Genomic DNA, 17,386 nt, shown 5'->3' with positions numbered 1-17,386 from the left:
GGCTACGGCTGGTACCCGGTGGTCCCCTGGTAGCGCTCTCAGGCGAACAGGTGGGCGTTGACCTCTCGGACGGCGGCGCCGAGGGCGGGGATCTCGACCACCTCGACGCCCGCCTCGCGCAGGGTCTCGGCGCCGGTGCAGTCGACGAACAGGTCCGGCTCGCGCCAGGCGAACACGACGCGGGGAACGCCGGCGGCGATGATCAGCTCGGTGCAGCCGCGGGGGCGGGACGCGCGGGTGGTGCACGGTTCGAGCGAGCTGTAGACGGTCGCCGAGGCCAGCCGGGGGTCGTCGCGGGCGATCTTGGCCAGGGCGGCCTCCTCCGCGTGGTCGTGCGGGTCGCCCTCGCGGGAGTAGCCGGTGGCCAGGACGGTGCCGTCACCGGCGACGACGACGGCTCCGACGGCGAACGCGGTGGCGGAGACCGGGCAGCGGCGCGAGAGCTCGATGGTCTCGCCCAGCCATCGCAGGTCATCCATCGGAGGCCTCCCCGGGCAGGTAGCGCAGCAGGACCACGTCGCCGATCGGGCGCGCCTCGGCCAGGCGCATCGGCGCGGCCGGGCCAGAGGGGAACGCGCCGTCGCCGACGAACCGGGGAGCGGAGGAGTCGCCGACGAAGAACGGGGCGATGACCAGGTGGATCTCGTCGACGAGCCCCGAGGTCAGGAAGAGCGTGTGGACCGCGGTGCCGCCCTCGACCATCAGCCGCCGTACGCCGCGAGCGGAAAGGTCGGCGAGCACACCGGGAAGGTCGAGCGGATCGCCCGCGTCGACGACGGTGGCCACTCCCGAGAGGGCTTTGCGCGCCGTCTCGGCGGAGGGGCCCGCCGCGTAGATGATCTTCTCGACGTCGCCCAGTGAGAAGAAGCGCAGCGCGGGGTCCAGGTCGCCGTGGCCGGTCAGCGTGACCTTGACCGGCGTCTCGGTGAGCCCGCGCCGCACCCGCCCGGCCCGGCGGGCGGGCGAGCGGACGAGGAGACGGGGATCGTCCGCGCGGATGGTGCCGGCGCCGACCAGGATGGCGTCGCAGCCGGCGCGCACTTCGTCCACGCGGTCGAAGTCGGCCTCGTTGGACAGGGCCAGCGGCCTGTCTGAGAGATCGTCAATGAAGCCGTCGATCGACGTCGCGACCGACAGCAGGACATAGGGGCGCTCAGGCACCGAGGACCTCCATGGGTTCAATCATGGACCCCGCGACGTCCGAGCGCCGAGTTCGGTCGGCCTCCGCCCGCGCCGGAGCGCGAGCGGACCCGGATGGTTCAGGCGGCCTGGGGAACGGCCCGCTCCACCCAGATCTGAACGAGGCGCAGGACCAGGGCCTCGACGAGAATCACAGCCGCCTTGGCGAGCACAGACGCAAAGAAGTTGGACACCGGAAACCTCACAGTAGGGGTTTGACTGCTTCATACATGATTAGGCATGTATGGAGCTAGTTGTCCCATTACAGGTTACTGTCAGGTGAACATTTGGTGACCGTCCCCGTTCGGGGGCGGACTGATCAGCCGGCTCGCCAGCCCGGCGGCGGTGCCGCTCCCCAGCCCGATGGCCCATCCCACGGGACCGACCGGCCGGCAGCCGAAGATCCGGCTGACCCCGGGGGTCGAGACGGCCACGACCAGGCACGCCAGCGAGGCCGTGGCGGCGAGCATGACCGTGCGGTCACTGCCGCCGACCGCGAGGGTCTGCACCAGCTGGGCCGACACCAGGCCGATCAGACCGACGGTGTCGGCCCTGGCCGCCGTGCCGGTGGCGCGCCCGAGCACCCACGCGACGCAGGCCGCCGCCGCGGTGGTGGCGGCCCGCCAGTAGATGTCGCGGGTCAGCGCGGCGCCGAGCGACGCCTCGGGACCCTCCATCAGCAGCCGCTCCGGGCTCGTCGCGCTCGGCGGCCGGATGGCGATGGCCATGGCCGGCAGCATGTCGGTGAGCAGGTTGACCAGCAGGAGCTGCCGGGCGTTCAAGGTGTTACGGCCGGCGATCAGGTTCGACCCCACCGTGAAGGCGATCTCGCCGAGGTTGCCGCCGAGCAGGATGCCGAGCGAGTCGCGGACCGAGCTCCACATGGCCCGCCCCTCGACGATCGCCTCCACGATCGTCTCGATGCGGTCGTCGGTGACCACCACATCGGCGGCGGCGCGAGCGGCCGCGGTGGCACGCGAGCCGAGCGCCACGCCCACGTCGGCCAGCCGGATCGCCGGCGCGTCGTTGGCGCCGTCACCGGTCACCGCCACCACCTTGCCCGCCGTCTGCAGGCCGGCGACGATCCGCGCCTTGTGCGCGGGCGTGACCCGGGCGAAGACCGACACCTCCGGCAGCACCTCGGCGAGCGCGGCGTCGTCGGTGCGGTCCAGCTCCGGCCCGGTCATGATCCGCAGGCCGTCGAGGACGTTCAGCTCGGCGGCGATGGCCTCGGCGGTGCTCGGATGGTCGCCGGTGAGCATGACGACCCGGACGCCCGCGCGCACCAGCCGGTCGACGCTGCGCGCCGCCGCCGGCCGCACCGGGTCGGCCAGGCCGAGGAACCCGAGGAAGCGCAGCTCGCCGATGCGTGACTCGTCCAGGTCGCGGCGGCTGGAGGCGGCGCGCTCGGCCACGGCGAGCACGCGATAACCCTGCTGGGCGAGCCGGTCGACCTCCTTGGCGAGCGAGTGCACCGCCTCCTCGTCCATGGGCAGCACCTCGCCGTCGCTGAGCAGTGTGGTGCAGCGCGTCAGCACCACCTCCGGAGCCCCCTTCACGCTGAGCAGGTGGGAGCCTCCCTCGGGGGCGGTGGTGCCGAGGACGGCGTGGTAGCCCCGCGCCGGCTCGAACGGCAGCTCGTCGATCCGCTGCCAGGCGTCCAAGCCCTCCGAGGGCTCTACGTCGGCCTTCTTGGCCCCCTCCACCACCGCGCGGTCGGTGAGGTGCGCCACGACCCGCTCGCCGTTGAACGGGGGGCCCGCTCGCAGCGCGGCCGCCAGGATCCGCCGGAAGTCCTGCGGCAGGTCCTCGACGGGATGCTCCACGCTGCCGTCGGAGATCCGGCGCAGGCTGATGTGCCCCTCGGTGAGGGTTCCGGTCTTGTCGAAGCACAGGACGTCCACCCGCCCGAGCGCCTCGATCGTCGACGGGTTGCGGACCAGCGTCTCGCGGGTCGACAGCCGCCGGGCCGCCGCCAGCTCGGCGACGGTGGCGATGAACGGCAGTCCCTCGGGGACGGCGGCCACGGCGAGGCTCACCGCGGGGGCCACGGCGGCGGCCAGCGGGGAGCGGCGCAGCAGGTTGGTCACCATCAAAAGGACGCCCGAGCCGAAGGCCACCGGCATGATCTGGCGGCTCAGGGACCGGAGCCGCAGCTCCACACCGGTGGGCGGCGCCTCCCTGTCTCCCAGCTCCGCCGTACGGCCCGCCTCCGTGGCCGTGCCCGTGGACACCACCACGGCCAGGCAGGAGCCCGCCGCGACCGTCGTGCCCGCGTACACCATGGAGCTGCGGTCGGCCACGGCCAGCGCCGCGGTGGGGGCCACCGACTTGGTGACCAGCTGCGACTCACCGGTGAGCGGCGCCTCGTCCACCTCCAGGCCGCGCGTCTTGATCACCCGGCAGTCGGCGGGCACCGCGTCGCCCGCCCGCAGCTCGATGACGTCCCCCCGCACCAGGTCGTCGGCGGTGGCGTCCACGGCCCCATGCGGGCGGCGCAGCCGTACGGGGATGGCGGTGGCGTCGGCCAGCCGCGTCAGCGCCCGGTCGGCGTTGGTCCGCTGCGCCCCGCCGATCAGCCCGTTCACGCCCAGCACCCCGGCGATCAGCACGGCGTCCAGCGCCGAGCCCACGGCGGCCGACAGCGCGGCGGCGCCGGCCAGCACCGGGGTCAGGGGGTTGGCGAGCTCCTCGGCGGTCGCGCGCAGCAGCGACGGGGGCTTGGCAGCCTCCTCCCGGCGCGGCGCGCTCCTGCGGCGGGCGGCCTCGGCCTCGCTGAGTCCGGCCGGGGTCGAGGACACCCGGGTCAGGACGTCCGACGCGGGCAGGGCGTGCCAGGGAGTGCGGTCCACGCGCAGGGGCAGCGCGATCCGGCCGAGGTCCCGGCTGGACCAGACACCCACCGCGAACGAGGCGAGCGAGGTGCAGTCGCTGACGAGCTGTACGCGGGGCACGGAGCCCGCGGCGGGCGAGAGAACGGCCAGCGTGCTCCCGAGGGCGGCTCCGGCGGCGGTGACCTTCACGCTGCGGCCGCTCGCGGTCCTGGCCACGGCCAGCGACCGCAGCAGCAGGTGCGCCACCTCCGGCCCTCCGATCACGTCCGCGTCCCACGGTGGGCGTCCCGGCGGGGTGAGCACGCCGATGCCGAGGTCGGCCTCGCCCAGCCCGCCGTACGACCGCCGCGTCACCAGGGCGACACCGTGACCTTGCACCTGCAGCTTCCGCACGGAGGCGGCCAGCCGGTCGCCTCCCTCGACGAGCCGCTCGACGCCCAGCTGCGACGCCAGCCCGGCGTCGGCGTCGGTTCCGGCGATGACGACCTGGCAGGAGGCGCGGGCGGCGCCGATGAGCGCCTCGGCGTAGGGATGCGGCTCACGCACCATGCCGACCACGGCGACCATCTCGCCCCGGTAGGTGACGGAGACCGGCAGGACTCCCTTCTCCTGCCAGCCCGGCGCCCGCGCCGGGGCCTGCGCCGCCGGTTCGGCCGCCCAGTCGCCCTGCTCGCGCCGTACGGTCGCGTCCGCGCTCTCCAGCAGCGTGTAGACGCGGGCGTGCAGTTCGTCGGCGTCCACGCCGCAGCCGGACGCGAGCGCGATCACCTCGTGAACGGTCCAGGAGGGCATCGCCAGCGTCTCGGCGTCGAAGACCACCGTGTCGACGCGGTCCATGCCGCGCATCGCGTCCCGGTCCAGGACGAGGCCGCCGCGCCGCGCCATCGCGCGCCCGACCGCGCTGACGAAGGCGTCACGGCCGAGCCTGGCCGCCTTGGGCGTCTGGGCGATCAGCATCGAGAGCGCCCGCTCCTGGTCCCGGGTGATGAGCGAGGTCACGCCGTAGGAGGCCAGGGCGCCGGCGCTGAGCCCGTCCGCGTAGCGCTCGATCGGGCCGTACGGCATGGGGACGGGACGCGGGCTGATGGCGGACCTGATGTAGCGGTAGGCGTCCTTCTCGGTGGCGAACTCCTCCTCTCTCGCCGTCCATGCCTTCCGGCTCGCCATGGCCTCGGCCAGGCGGCCGGCCGCCGACAGCGAGTCGATGAAGAGCCCGAAAGGACGCAACGCGAGCGTCTGGGCGGCGAAGCGCGTGGAGGCGAACACCACGTCGGTGGCCGGCTTCCCGACCCGGCGCTCCAGCTCGTGCCGGAGCCGTGGGGTGGCCTCCACCAGTTGGAGGAGGGCGGGCAGCGCGGAGGGTACCCGGGCGACGTGGGTCACCTGGCCGACCAGGGTCGCGCCGACGCCGAGGAGTCCGGCCCCCAGCTCGACGACCGCCCGTGCGCGGTGTTCCACCGCGTGGCGGCCGGTGCGACCCCCGCCTTCGCCCTGCTCGATGACGTCGTACTCCTCGACCAGCGACACGAGCTTGCCGACGTCGACGTTCTCGCGGTCACAGGCGACGAAGACGAAGCCGAGGGCCCCGTTGACCTCCGCCCGGCCGGCCCCGCCGATCTCGCACAGGCGCTCTTCGAGAATCCGTGCCTCACGGTCCGTGCCCGGGCCGCCGACGTGGCGCAGTTCGACGGTGATGCCGCCCGGGCAGTCGTGGAGCCCCCGAGGGAGGGGCAGCATTCCGCGGACCGTCTCCGGCAGCAGCGAGGCCAGCATTCCGACCGAACCCCTGAGCTCACGAAGCAGGGACACAACGCCTCCAGGGACCCCGAGCAGACACGCCGATCAGGCTGCCTGGCAGGCGACCTGATCATTCGACCCTAAGTATGCCCAGGTCAGGGAGTTGAACCCTCTACGTCTCACTTGCTGGCTTGGTCGTTGCGGTTCCTGTGCGAGTGGCGGACCGGGTGGCCGTCCTGGACGTCCGCGGCGTGGCGGTGGTCGCCCGGGTGGCACGGGCGGAAGGGGTGGTCGTCCGGGCTCGCGTCCGTGTGGTCGGCCGCGCAGTCGGTTCGGTGGTCGTCGGCGTGGTGGTCCGGGCCCGCGACGACGGCCTCGTGGTGGGCTCGGCGGCCCCCATGGAGGGCTGCTGCCGGGAGCAGGCCCGTGTCGCGATGACGGTCCCGGCTCCGATCGCGGCCGCGATCGGCCACTCCACCAGCCCGAAGGCCGCGAGCAGGGTGAGCCCGCTGTAGTACGCGAGGCGGTCCGGCGGCGGGAGGAACGTCCTGGCCGTCTCCACCGCGCGGTTCATCTCCTGGCCCCGAGGGGTCGGCTCGCGCGACATGCGGCGCATGCCCAGCATGCGAGGCATCTTCGGCATGTGAGGGCGGTGGACGTGGAGGCTGACGACAGGAGTGTCCAGGTGGATGAGATCGCCGTCGGAAGCGGACGTCGATGGTGTGCCACGGCTCTCTCGCGACGTCTGGCTCACGGTCATGGCCCCTCCTCGGGTCGGAAGCAATCTCCTCTATTCACCCTTTGCCCAGTCCAGTGACCGTTACTAGGGACTTTCGTCCCCTTATGTGGCTCATCGTCCGGTTGATGGATCCCGGCCGCCGCCGGTCGCCGTGTGCCCGGGATCGTCATGCTGTCGCCATTCCGCGCAGGGGCGTAGGCTCACGGGACGTGACAGTGGATCTGGACTTCGTCAGCGAACACGCAGGTAGGCCCCCGGCTCGCCTGACCCGGCGGGACGTCGCCCGGGCGCTGCTCGCCGTCCCCAGCGGCCAGGCACTGGTGGCCATCCCCGATCTTCGCCGCGCGATGATGGCGGCGGGCAATCCCCTGTCGGTCGCGTTCTGGGAATCCGCGAAGGCCGCCCTCGCCGGCATCGAGAACGGCGTGGCGACGGTCGGTGACGTCCAGCGGTGGCTCGAGGCGACCGGCACCGAGCCGATCCTGATCACCCGCGCCTACTTCGTCTGGCCCGAGGAGGACGAGCGCGGCCCCGTGGCCTCGGAGCTGTACGACCGGCTCGTGGCCCACCTGGAGGAACAGGTCGCCGCCGGCGAGATCGACCCCGACCGGCTCGCGGCCGGCGACGCGGAGGCCCGCGACGTCTACGAGCGCATCCAGGACCGCTGGCTCGCCACCGCCCTGCCCGACGGCCGCGTCCCGATCGTCGTGGTCAGCGACGAGCTGGACGAGGAACTGTTCGCCTCCTGGGACGAGGAGGAGGCGTTCGCGCTCGGCGAGCTGCACCGCGTCCTCGCCGACCTGCCCGAGCCGACCCTGCCCTCGGCCGACCTCGAGGCCGCGGCCCACCGGCTCCGCGCGCTGCTGTCACAGCCCGGCTACCCGGGAAACGTGCTGCGGGCCTGCGCCGGGCTCGACGGCGGGCCGCTGCCCGAGAACGACACCGAACTGTGGCTCACGGTCGCGGCCGGGGTCGCCTCGCCCGTCTCCGACCTGCAGGAGGACGACGAGCACCAGTTCTGGGACCTCGAAGGCGAGCTCAGCCAGGAGGACGCGGCGCTCGCCGCCCTCTGCACCATCCACCACGCCGACTGGCTCGCCACCGTGGCGGCGCTGGCCCGGCGCGGCCCCGGAGTGCTGGCGTCGCCGGAGCGCATCGCGCGGCTGGTCGCCGAGTCCACGGACATCGACGTCGACATGGACGACCCCGAGGACCTGGAGACCACCGAGACGCTGTTCACGTCCGTGACGCCACTGTGGCAGGAGCTCGGCATCGTGGACGAGAAGGACATCCTCACCCCGCTCGGCTGGTGGGGCCTGCCGAAGTCCCTGGAACGGGCGTGGTCGCCCGAGTGAGCCCGGCCCGGCCCTCCGGCCGGTCCCGGCTCTCCGCCTGTCTGACCTCGGCTTCGGGACGCCCGGCTCTCGCCGGCCTCCGCTCCTAGACTAGTGCGTGTGCTCCGCCGAGTCTTAGTGCGTGTGCTCCGCCGAGCCGGACGGCTTCGCGACCAGGTCGCCGTACTCGGGGTGGCGCTCGATGTAGCGCGCGACGAAGGGGCAGACGGGCACGACCGACACGCCCGCGGCGCGCGCCGCGTCGAGCGCGTCGCCGATCAGGCGGCTCCCCAGGCCCTGGCCCTCGAACTCGTCGCCCACCTCGGTGTGGGTGAAGACGATCCGTCCCGGCCGCCTGCGGTACTCGGCGAAGCCGGCGAGCCGGCCGCCCACCGTGATCTCGTAGCGGTCCGCGCCGGGGTTGTCGGCCACCTCGACCGTGTCGTTCAAGCGAGCATCCTTTCGCGGCGCGCGGCGGTCAGCCGGGCATGGTGATCAGTGGGACTCGCCGGCCGGGATCGGCCAGGCCGGCGGGATCCGTCGTTCAGTGGGAGCCGTCGGCCCGCGGCGTGGATCCTGGCGTCTCGGCGTGCCCGGGCTTGTCCAGATCGGCCTCGTGCGGGACCTCGATCTTGGACATCTGCCGGTTCATCGACTTCACCAGGAAGTACAGCGCGACGCCGATCGCGGCCACGACGAGGAAGCCGAGGAGACCGGGACCGACCGGAGTGGCCGGAGCGGCGGCCCCCAGCGTGGTGGCGGCGGCGTGTGCGGTGAAATCAGTCACGCGTCAAGTCTCCCACCTGGGGGCCTCACCCCTGTCAGCGGTTGGCGTGTGACACCTCACCCGCGTGGATGCCGGCGAACAGGTCGTCCTCCGGCAGCTCGGTGTCGACCAGCGACCGGGCCAGGTGGTAGTCCTCGGTCGGCCAGATCTCCTCCTGCAGCTCGCGGGGGCAGACGAACCAGAAGCCGTCGGGGTCGACCTGGGTCGCGTGGGCGAGCAGCGCCAGGTCGCGGGTCTCGAAGTAGTCGCCGCAGGGCACCCGGGTGGTGACCTCCCACTTCTGGGGGCGGTCCTCCCAGCGGGCGATCCAGTCGCCGTACGGCGAGCCCATGCCGCGGTCGTTCATGGCGTCGTGGAGCGCCTCGAACCGCGCCCGGGTGAAGCCCATGTGGTAGTAGAGCTTGAGCGGCTGCCACGGCTCACCGAGGCCGACATAGCGGTCCGGATCGCCCGCCGCCTCGAAGGCCTCCACCGACACCTTGTTCGTCATGATGTGGTCGGGGTGGGGGTAGCCGCCGTCGTCGTCATAGGTCAAGATCACATGCGGCCTGAACGCCCGTACGGCCGCGACAAGGGGGGCGGTGGCCACCTCCAGCGGCTGCAGCGCGAAACATCCCTCAGGCAGCGGCTCGCTCTCGTCGTCGGGCAGCCCCGAGTCGACGAAGCCGAGGAAGCTCTGCTGGACGCCCAGGATCTCCCTGGCTCGCTCCATCTCCTGGCGGCGCACCTCGGTGATGTTCTCAAGGATGTCCGGCCGCTCCATCTTGGGATTCAAGATCGAGCCGCGTTCGCCACCTGTACATGTGCAAACCAGCACTTCAGCGCCCGCGGCCGCATAGCGGGCCATCGTGGCCGCGCCCTTGCTCGACTCGTCGTCGGGATGGGCGTGAACGGCCATCAACCTCAGTGGTGCACTCACGGCTCGGTTCTCCTCAAGTGTCCAGGCCGGTACCCCAGAGAGGCTATTTTCTCTGGGGGCGGCGCGTAGAGCGGAGCCTCCGCAGGGGACAATTGTCTCGTGCAACGACGAGGGACCGCTGGGAGATTCCACCATGACCGATAGAGTCGTCGGTCCGCACGTGGACGGGCCGATCCTAGGGACCCCAGACTCTTTCCCGGAGCGTCCCACCACTTCCGGGCGCACCGGACGATCGATTGCCTTCGTCGTCATCGGGATCTTTATCGCGTTCGCCATGGGTGGCTGGGGCTACGTCATGATGGCCGCGAGGGGAAATCCGGACGTGCTCACGGAAGTGATCTCTTTCGAAGTCGTCGATCCGAGCTTGGTCACGGTAACCTTCCAAGCGCACAAGCCCGCCGACCAGGCGGCGGTGTGCAGGCTGCGGGCCACCGACGTCGAGCATGTCGAGGTCGGCACCCGCGACGTCACCCTCCCCCGAGGAGAGTCCGACGTCCGGCTGACGGAGCGGCTGCACACCAGCGCTCGCGCCACTTCGGGCCACGTCCAGTACTGCTATCTCGTACAATGAGACTTTTGGGAAAGCGTCCGGCCGGGTTAATTTGTTAGTCTCCCGGAATTCGGACGCTCGCAGCTCTCACGAGTACGCAAGGAGAACCCGTGGTCGACTCCCGCGAAGAGAACGTCACCTGGCTGACCCAGGAGGCGTACGACCGCCTGAGGGCGGAGTTTGAGTATCTCTCGGGGCCCGGGCGCGTCGACATCGCCAAGAAGATCGAAGCCGCCCGCGAAGAAGGCGACCTCAAGGAGAACGGCGGATACCACGCCGCCAAGGAGGAGCAGGGGAAGATGGAGGGCCGCATCCTCCAGCTCCGCCAGCTCCTCGATCAGGCGAGAGTGGGCGAGGCCCCCCGCGCCGAGGGCGTGGTCGGCCCCGGCATGACCGTGACCATCCGGTTCGACGGCGACGAGGACGAGGTCACCTTCCTGCTGGCCTCCCGCGAGGAGAGCGGCGCCCCGATCGACGTCTACTCGCCCCGCTCCCCGCTCGGCGCCGCGATCAACGGCAAGAAGATCGGCGAGAGGGCCACCTATACGCTGCCCAACGGCAGGCAGAACACCGTGGAGATCCTCGAGGCCGTGCCGTACATCGGCAACTGAGCCCGGCGGCCGATCCCGCCCGGTCGACGGGCGCGTCCAGAGCCCGTGACATGATCCGCCGGAGTACGACTCCGGCGGATCTCGGCTGATTGTGGGCCAATCACCGGACATCCGGCGCCGACTTCGGGACAATCAGGCATGGACGGGGACGACATACGCCCGCACGTTCCGGTGCACGCCTGGACGTATCCAGCGGGCATGCGGCACCCTCGTTGATGCATCGGCGATGCTCGACCGTGAAAATCAGCGCGAGAAGGGGTGGAACGTGCTCGATCGGCGACCGCGTGGCTCGACCGTCGTCCGAGAGAGCCTCACCCGCAGCGTGAGCTCCGCCCGCGGCTACCTGAGCGGCGCGCTCGCGGAGGCCCGCGAGGACCTGAGCTACCGGCCCCGGGTCCCGCGCCGCCGCCGCACGCGGGCGCGGCTGCCGCGCCACGCCGTGCCGGTCATCGCCGCCGGGCTCGTCGCGGTCCTGGCCGCCGACCTGATGGTCATCGGAGAACTCGGCAAGCGCGATCCGCGGGCGGTCGCAGCGTCGCAGCACGCCGCGGCCAAGCGCGAGTCGGGGTACGTCGAGGCGCGCGACCTGGCGTCCACGCGCGATCTCGCGGCTCGTGATCTCGTGGCGGCCCGCGCCGCCGACCCGCCGCTCGCCTCCACCACCACGCAGGTCACGCCGCTGGCCGAGCTGCGCAAGCCCCAGCTGTTCGTCGTCGCGCCCCGCCCGCTGTCCGCGGCGGCCGTCCACAGGGTCAAGGCGCGCAAGGGGGTCAAGGCGGTCGAGGTCGTGGACGCCGCCGACGTGATGATGGACGGCAAACGCGTGCAGACCATGGGTGTGAACCCCTCCACGTTCCGCGCGTACACCCCGCGCGCCACCGCCCGCTCCGACGTCCTGTGGAACAGCGTCGCGGCGGGCGACGTCGCCGTCTCGTTCATCCTCGGCAACGACGGCGGGGTGGCGCTCGGCTCCACCGTCAACGGGGGCGGCAGGAAGCTCCGCGTCGGCGCGTACGCCACCATGGGCATGGGCATGATCAACGCCGTGGTGTCCCGGGACGTCGCCAAGTCGCTGGGCATCCCCGAGCACAACGCGCTCGTCGTCAGCGCGCCCGGCGCCGACTCGACCCGGCTCCGCCTCCAGCTGCTCAAGGTGCTGCCGAAGGGCAGCCAGGTCGCCCTGATCAACCCCGTCCTCACCCCTCCGGCCAAGGCGCGCACCAACTGGCCGGTCAGCTCCTTCATGTCGCAGGACCAGATGCGGGTGGCCCTGACGGCCGCGGTCGGCAAGCTCGGCCGGCCGTACGTCTGGGGCGCCGAGGGGCCGGACACCTTCGACTGCTCGGGGCTCGTGCAGTGGGCGTTCGCCCAGGCAGGGGTGCGCATGCCCCGGGTGACCCACCAGCAGTGGGTGACCGGGCCGCAGATCCCCCTCGCCCAGGCACAGCCCGGAGACCTGCTGTTCTGGCGCAACGACCCGACCAACCCCGGGTACATCTCGCACGTGGCCATCTACTGGGGCGACGGCAAGATGCTGCACGCCCCCCACACCGGCGACGTCGTCAAGATCGCCCCGGTCTACACCAAGAACCTCGCCGGAGTCGTCCGCGTGAGCCCCTGGGTGGCCGCCCGCGTCCGCTGACCCACCCGCTCGGCCGGCTTCGTCCGGCCTGACACCTACTGATCGGGGCGAGACGTCCGCTCGAGTTCGGATCCGTCCGCCTGACGGGTGATCGGCGATCATCCGCGCGAGGGACGCTCCTGAGTGTGCCACCCGCTTAATTTCTTCCGGGGAACGGGACACATCGGGTGTTCCGTACGAACGACAGACGGGTGGATTGCCATGAGCAAGACGCGTACCTCACTCAACGACATCGCGGCGCTGGGCGCCGAGCTCGACGAGAGCCAGCTTCTGCAGGTCAGCGGCGGCGCCAAGAGCCAGGTCATCGTCATCCACGGTGGCCACACCCACACCTCGGGCGACTCGAACTGAGGTGGCAGGGGGCGCGGCCCGTCGCCGCGCCCCCGTCCCCGGGGGGACCGGGGAGCCGGCAAGCTCCCTCCTCCCGGCCGATCGAGTCAGAGAGCAGCGGAGACCGGGGGAGCTCGCCGATGATTCTCGTTCTGACCTGTGACGGCGACGAGCACGCCGAACAGGTCGTCGACCTCCTGTCGGCTGGCGGAGCGGACGTCGTCGTCTTCGACCCGGCCGCCTATCCCACCCAGGCCACCCTGGAGATCGCCCACCCGGAGACCGGGCCGGCGCGCAGGGTGCTCCACGGCGGCGGCCGCCGGGTGGCCCTCGACGAGGTGACCGCGTTCTGGTACCGGCGCCCCATGAATCCCGTCGCGCACCCGGAGATCGCGTCCCGGCCCTACGCCGCGTACGTCGAAGAGGAGTGCCGCGTCGTCTCCGAGAGCCTGTGGGACAGCCTCGACTGCCTCGCGGTCCCCGCGTCCAGGCCCGTCATCGACCGCGCCGGGCGCAAGCCGTACCAGCTTGAACAGGCCCGGCGGCTGGGCTTCGAGCTTCCCGCGACGCTCGTGACGACCGACCCCGAGACGTTCCTGGACTTCTATGACCGGCACGAGGGACGCGTGATCACCAAGCCGGTCCACGGCAACCAGCCCGAAGGCACGGACGAGCGGTTCGGCCGGTTCGCCGCCCCGGTGTCCACCGCCGATGTGGGCTACGCCGGCGCGCTGCGCTTCTGCCCGGTCATCGCGCAGGCCTACGTGCCCAAGCGGGTCGAGATCCGGGTGACGGTCGCCGGGACGCGGGTCTTCGCGGCGGAGATCCACTCGCAGGTGAGCAACCACACCAAGTACGACTGGCGGCACTACGACCCCGGCGCCACACCGATCATGGAGCACGACCTGCCCGGCGAGACGTCCGCGCGCTGCGTGGCCCTGGTCGAATCGCTCGGGCTCACCTACGGGGCGATCGACCTGATCCTCACCCCCGACGGCCGGTACGTCTTCCTGGAGATCAACCCGAACGGGCAGTTCCTGTGGATCGAGGCGGCGACCGGCCTGCCCATCAGCGCGGCGGTCGGCGACCTTCTCATGGAGGGGAAGAAGCGATGACGGACGGGCAGGTGCCGGCCGACGCGGTCCCCACGATGACGGACGGGCAGGTGCTGGCCGACGCGGTCCGCCTGCTCAGCGGCGGCACGGCGGAACGCGACCTGGACGCCTTCCGCGCTGATCACCCGCAGGTGCGGGCACGCCTGATCAGGCAGCGGGAGGAGTACGACGGATCGCTGCACCACGCCCTGCTCGTCAAGGACCAGGCCGGCTCCACCGTCTCCCTGTCCTGGTGCCCCGGCACGGCCCTGCCTTGGCCGCTGCGGGGCGTGCACAGGGCCGCCGAGCACCTGCTGCTGCGGGTCAACGGCGTCGACACCCCGGTCGCCAGGGCCATCGCCTGCCTGGACTTCATCTGGGACGAGTCCAGGGTGGCCGACCGGCTCGTCACCGACAGCCTGGTCCGTGAGGTGCTGGAGGAGGCGCCGGAGCGGTTCACCGACGCGGAGCTGCAGGAGGCGATGAACGCCTTCCGCCGGGCCCGCGGCCTGCTGACCGCCGAGGCGACCCGGACCTGGATGGACCGCAACCGCATCACCCATGCGGAGCTGGAGGAACTGGTCATCGCCGAGGCGTCGGTGGCCCGGCTGCGCACCCGGGTCGCCGCCGGGCACGTCGAGGAGTGGTTCGCCGAACACGGCCCCGAACTCGACATCGCCCGCGTCGTCCAGCTCACCCTCACCGACGCCGACCGGCTCGTCCCCGAGCTCACCGAACCGGAACCTGCGCAAGCGACGCCTCCCGGCGCCTTCCTGGGAGCGGCCGAGCGGGCGTTCGCGAAGGGCGAGGCCCTGCCGGGGCCGCTGTTCGTGACGCTACGGCGAGGTGAGCTGAGCCCGGAGGCGGCCGAGCGGGTGTTCGGGGCGGCTCCCGGCACGGTCGTCGGGCCGGTCGAGACCGGGGACGGCCCCGTGCTGTTCAAGGTGCTGGCCATCGTGCCCGCCGTCCTCGACGGGCCCGTGCGGGACCAGATCGAGCGGCGGCTCTTCGCCGAGTGGATCGAGCGGCGCAGGAGCACGGCCAAGATCGAGTGGTTCTGGGGCACCACCGACCGCACCGGCTCATCGAATCGCCCTTGAGCGTGGAGACCCCGGGCTTCAGCCCTGGGGAGGAAACACGGTAGGGCAGTCGCGCTGGGTGAGCTGTCACGAATTGTCGACGGGATGGCGCGCGAGCGTGTCGGCCGGAAGGAGCACGGGCGAGTCGACGGGGGCGTCAACACCTTTCCGGGTGTACCCGGCGCCTTTGACCGGAGCCTAAGACCCGGGTCGTGAACAGGAGCATTCAGCCGCGGAACAGTCCAAGAGCGACTATCCGCCGTACAGCGATGGAGACGCCCAGCAACACGGTGCTTCCGGCGATGTCGAGCACGTAGTGGTTCCCCGTGATGAGCACGACTGTCACCATACCCAGCGGAAAGATCCACGACAGCAACGCCGATCGCGGATGGGAGGCCCGCAGCGCGCACCACACGGCATACGCGCACCACAACGACCACCCCACGTGCATGCTGGGCATTGCCGAATACAGGTTTGCGCCGTCCCCGCGGGCCGGAGCGGACGCGAGCCCCCTTCCGGGAACCTTCGCGAGGCGTGAAATCGTCTTCCGTACAACGAGGTGATGCGGCCACGATGATCCGGACCACGTTGACCCGACCATGATGTGACCGGACCACGTTGACCCGACCATGATGTGACCGGACCACGTTGACCCGACCATGATGTGACCGGACCACGATGACCCGACCACGTAGTGAGCGGGATCGCCGTGCACTTTTCATCGCCAGTGAGGTGATCTTGCCCGGAGGACGCTGGGCGCGGTGGGTGCTTCTAGGTGTCGCCGGGCTTGCCATCGCCGAATTCGTGTACTTCTTTCTGCTGGCCGACGACCACGGCGGGCCGAGCGCTAAAGGGGCGCTGTGGACGGCCGTGGTCGCCGCCGTCTTGATGAGCGGCGTGATGTTGAGGGAGAGCGCTCAGAAGGTCGGGCGCGACAAGGACGACGCCGACCTCGCGAAAGTACGCGTCGCGGCGGTCCTCGTAGGATTGCTGATGATCGTCGTCATGGTCATCTCGATCATGACGACTTCCCGGTGAGACCGCGGGTCAGAGAGGCAGGCCCTCTTCGAGGAGGACCAGGACACGGTCCATGAGGCCGACGAGGGGCTCCTGTCCGTCGGACTCGACCCAGCGTTCGATGGCGGCGACCCAGGCGCCCACGACGGCGCCCGCGAGGACGTGCACCCGGAAGTCGTCGGCGGGTCGGCCGGAGCGTTCGGCGATGGCGCGCCTGAGCATGGCGATGGTGTCGATCTGGCCGTCCACCTGCCGGGCGCGGAGAGAGGGGATCGACCAGACCAGCTGGATGCGCCGGAGGATCGTCTCCTCGTCCTCGGGGAACACCTCGGCGAAGACCTGGCGTACCGCCGCGCGCATCGCGGCGAGCGGGGTGAGCGAGGCGGGCTGCGCGAGGAAGGCCGAGGCGATCATGGGGTCGTAGTCGTCCTGGATGACCACGTCTTCCTTGGTGGGGAAGTAGCGGAAGAACGTGCTGGGCGAGACCTCCGCCGCCTCGGCGATCTGCTCGATCGTGGTGTTGTCGTAGCCCTGCTCGACGAACAGCCGCATGGCGTGTTCCTGGATGCTCCGCCGGGTTCTGGCCTTCTTGCGCTCGCGAAGACCGTGACGGTGCTGCTCGGTGCGGGCAGGTGAGCTCATCTTCCAATTCTCGCTTGACGACGGGGTTACGGTCTCGCCCCACGAGGGCTCGATGTGACCTCGGCCGGCCTGACGGGCTGCTCGGCTACGGCCGCCGCGGTGGCGACGCCGAAGGAAACGAGCAAGTGTCAATAACTGCCTCTTTGAGGTCCGGAGGTATGGGTGTAATCTTCATTACATGGAAACAGATGAATCAGTGATCACGTCATGGTTCACCGGGCGCCTGCCCGAGGAGTGGTTCTCCGGGGAGCAGGAGTTCGTCCTCGACCGCGAGGAGATCGCGGTGATCGGCACGCTTCCCGTGCCTGCCGCCGCCGAGTCGGCGTCCGGAGCCGAGCGGGCGGCCCTGCTCGACGGGCACATCCAGCGCTTCAGGGAGGAGACCCGCGAGCGGCGCATCGAGATCGCCCGCGAGGCCGAGCACCGCTTCCGCCGCAAGGTGTCCTGGGGCGTCTCCTGCGAGGGGGAGACAGTGATGTTCACCACGCTTTCCATCCCCGTCATGACGCGGCTGCGTCAGCAGGAGCGGCGCGTGCTCGACACGCTGGTCGCGGCGGGTGTCGCGCGCAGCCGCAGCGACGCGCTCGCGTGGTGCGTGCGGCTGGTGGGCAGCCACACCGACACCTGGCTCGCTGACCTGCGAGATGCCCTCCAGCACGTCGATCGGGTGCGTTCGGCGGGCCCCGACGTCAATGCGTAGATTGGACTGAACCAATTCGTCAACAGGCCTAGACCATTCGGATTGGCCTATACCAATGTTTCTCGGCGCCGGCGGAGGGGCGGTCCGCCGGCCGGGAACGGGTTCTTTTATCTTGGCCAAGGGTGGGTAAACTCCCACGAACCTTCGCGGTCCCTGCCTGCCGTGACGTCGTACGGACGGGCAGTGGACAGG

At 71.1% G+C, this 17,386-nt stretch carries 18 protein-coding genes; 10 read left to right on the top strand and 8 right to left on the bottom strand.

All coding sequences use genetic code 11. The features are described from left to right. Window positions 1-38: 38 nt before the first annotated feature. From MYF83_RS18145 to MYF83_RS18135, 3 genes are all read right to left on the bottom strand, one after another. Window positions 39-479, bottom strand: a complete 441-nt coding sequence (locus MYF83_RS18145) for a deaminase (protein WP_248961643.1) — start codon at window positions 477-479, stop codon at window positions 39-41. Continuing rightward, on the bottom strand, window positions 472-1,161 hold the full coding sequence (locus MYF83_RS18140; protein WP_248961642.1) for a RibD family protein: 690 nt from the start codon (window positions 1,159-1,161) through the stop codon (window positions 472-474). The genes MYF83_RS18145 and MYF83_RS18140 overlap by 8 nt, the downstream gene beginning before the upstream one ends. Before the next feature lie 293 nt (window positions 1,162-1,454). Beyond that, window positions 1,455-5,822: a cation-translocating P-type ATPase gene (locus MYF83_RS18135; protein WP_248961641.1), complete on the bottom strand. Its 4,368-nt coding sequence runs from the start codon at window positions 5,820-5,822 to the stop codon at window positions 1,455-1,457. 137 nt (window positions 5,823-5,959) lie between these two features. Here MYF83_RS18135 and MYF83_RS18130 point away from each other — a divergent pair, with 137 nt between their 5' ends. Both MYF83_RS18130 and MYF83_RS18125 read left to right on the top strand, forming a co-directional pair. Further along, window positions 5,960-6,265: a hypothetical protein gene (locus tag MYF83_RS18130; RefSeq protein ID WP_248961640.1), complete on the top strand. Its 306-nt coding sequence runs from the start codon at window positions 5,960-5,962 to the stop codon at window positions 6,263-6,265. A 433-nt stretch (window positions 6,266-6,698) separates the two neighbouring features. Further along, a complete protein-coding gene (locus tag MYF83_RS18125; protein ID WP_248961639.1) occupies window positions 6,699-7,844 on the top strand; it encodes a hypothetical protein in 1,146 nt (381 codons plus the stop codon). Between the two features lie 114 nt (window positions 7,845-7,958). Here MYF83_RS18125 and MYF83_RS18120 read toward each other — a convergent pair whose 3' ends face one another. The 3 genes from MYF83_RS18120 to mca all read right to left on the bottom strand — a co-directional run bounded on the left by MYF83_RS18120 (window position 7,959) and on the right by mca (window position 9,529). Next, complete coding sequence (locus tag MYF83_RS18120; protein WP_248961638.1) at window positions 7,959-8,273, bottom strand: GNAT family N-acetyltransferase; 315 nt, start codon at window positions 8,271-8,273, stop codon at window positions 7,959-7,961. 94 nt (window positions 8,274-8,367) lie between these two features. Next, window positions 8,368-8,610 carry a hypothetical protein gene (locus MYF83_RS18115; protein ID WP_248961637.1) on the bottom strand — a complete coding sequence of 81 codons (243 nt, stop codon included), beginning with the start codon at window positions 8,608-8,610 and terminating at the stop codon, window positions 8,368-8,370. A 34-nt stretch (window positions 8,611-8,644) separates the two neighbouring features. Then, window positions 8,645-9,529: a mycothiol conjugate amidase Mca gene (gene mca / locus MYF83_RS18110; protein ID WP_248961636.1), complete on the bottom strand. Its 885-nt coding sequence runs from the start codon at window positions 9,527-9,529 to the stop codon at window positions 8,645-8,647. 133 nt (window positions 9,530-9,662) lie between these two features. Here mca and MYF83_RS18105 point away from each other — a divergent pair, with 133 nt between their 5' ends. The 6 genes from MYF83_RS18105 (at window position 9,663) to MYF83_RS18080 (ending at window position 14,856) form a co-directional block, all read left to right on the top strand. Beyond that, the gene (locus tag MYF83_RS18105) at window positions 9,663-10,100 is read left to right on the top strand and encodes a DUF4307 domain-containing protein (RefSeq protein WP_248961635.1); all 438 of its coding nucleotides are present in this window, start codon (window positions 9,663-9,665) and stop codon (window positions 10,098-10,100) included. Window positions 10,101-10,189: 89 nt separating this feature from the next. Further along, window positions 10,190-10,690 (top strand): transcription elongation factor GreA, encoded by a 501-nt coding sequence (gene greA / locus MYF83_RS18100; protein ID WP_248961634.1) that lies wholly within the window; start codon window positions 10,190-10,192, stop codon window positions 10,688-10,690. Window positions 10,691-10,916: 226 nt separating this feature from the next. Next, window positions 10,917-12,332, top strand: coding sequence for a C40 family peptidase (locus MYF83_RS18095; RefSeq protein ID WP_248961633.1), 1,416 nt, complete (start codon window positions 10,917-10,919; stop codon window positions 12,330-12,332). 201 nt (window positions 12,333-12,533) lie between these two features. Continuing rightward, on the top strand, window positions 12,534-12,683 hold the full coding sequence (locus MYF83_RS18090) for a hypothetical protein (RefSeq protein ID WP_248961632.1): 150 nt from the start codon (window positions 12,534-12,536) through the stop codon (window positions 12,681-12,683). A gap of 119 nt (window positions 12,684-12,802) precedes the next feature. Continuing rightward, window positions 12,803-13,777: an MvdC/MvdD family ATP grasp protein gene (locus MYF83_RS18085; protein WP_248961631.1), complete on the top strand. Its 975-nt coding sequence runs from the start codon at window positions 12,803-12,805 to the stop codon at window positions 13,775-13,777. Next, the gene (locus MYF83_RS18080) at window positions 13,774-14,856 is read left to right on the top strand and encodes a TIGR04500 family putative peptide maturation system protein (RefSeq protein WP_248961630.1); all 1,083 of its coding nucleotides are present in this window, start codon (window positions 13,774-13,776) and stop codon (window positions 14,854-14,856) included. The genes MYF83_RS18085 and MYF83_RS18080 overlap by 4 nt, the downstream gene beginning before the upstream one ends. Before the next feature lie 205 nt (window positions 14,857-15,061). On the opposite strand, the gene MYF83_RS42840 is transcribed toward MYF83_RS18080, so the two are convergent. Then, window positions 15,062-15,436, bottom strand: coding sequence for a phosphatase PAP2 family protein (locus MYF83_RS42840; protein ID WP_279339704.1), 375 nt, complete (start codon window positions 15,434-15,436; stop codon window positions 15,062-15,064). Between the two features lie 77 nt (window positions 15,437-15,513). Here MYF83_RS42840 and MYF83_RS18070 point away from each other — a divergent pair, with 77 nt between their 5' ends. Continuing rightward, the gene (locus MYF83_RS18070) at window positions 15,514-15,873 is read left to right on the top strand and encodes a hypothetical protein (RefSeq protein ID WP_248961629.1); all 360 of its coding nucleotides are present in this window, start codon (window positions 15,514-15,516) and stop codon (window positions 15,871-15,873) included. A 9-nt stretch (window positions 15,874-15,882) separates the two neighbouring features. On the opposite strand, the gene MYF83_RS18065 is transcribed toward MYF83_RS18070, so the two are convergent. Next, a complete protein-coding gene (locus MYF83_RS18065) occupies window positions 15,883-16,494 on the bottom strand; it encodes an acyl-CoA-like ligand-binding transcription factor (protein WP_248961628.1) in 612 nt (203 codons plus the stop codon). A gap of 196 nt (window positions 16,495-16,690) precedes the next feature. Here MYF83_RS18065 and abmR point away from each other — a divergent pair, with 196 nt between their 5' ends. Beyond that, complete coding sequence (gene abmR, locus MYF83_RS18060; protein ID WP_248961627.1) at window positions 16,691-17,194, top strand: ATP-binding transcription factor AbmR; 504 nt, start codon at window positions 16,691-16,693, stop codon at window positions 17,192-17,194. Window positions 17,195-17,386: the final 192 nt, after the last annotated feature.

The organism is Sphaerisporangium perillae (assembly GCF_023276435.1).
GTDB lineage: Bacteria > Actinomycetota > Actinomycetes > Streptosporangiales > Streptosporangiaceae > Sphaerisporangium > Sphaerisporangium perillae.
Note: the sequence above shows the minus strand (reverse complement) of the source record. Positions and strands in the feature narration are given on the sequence as shown.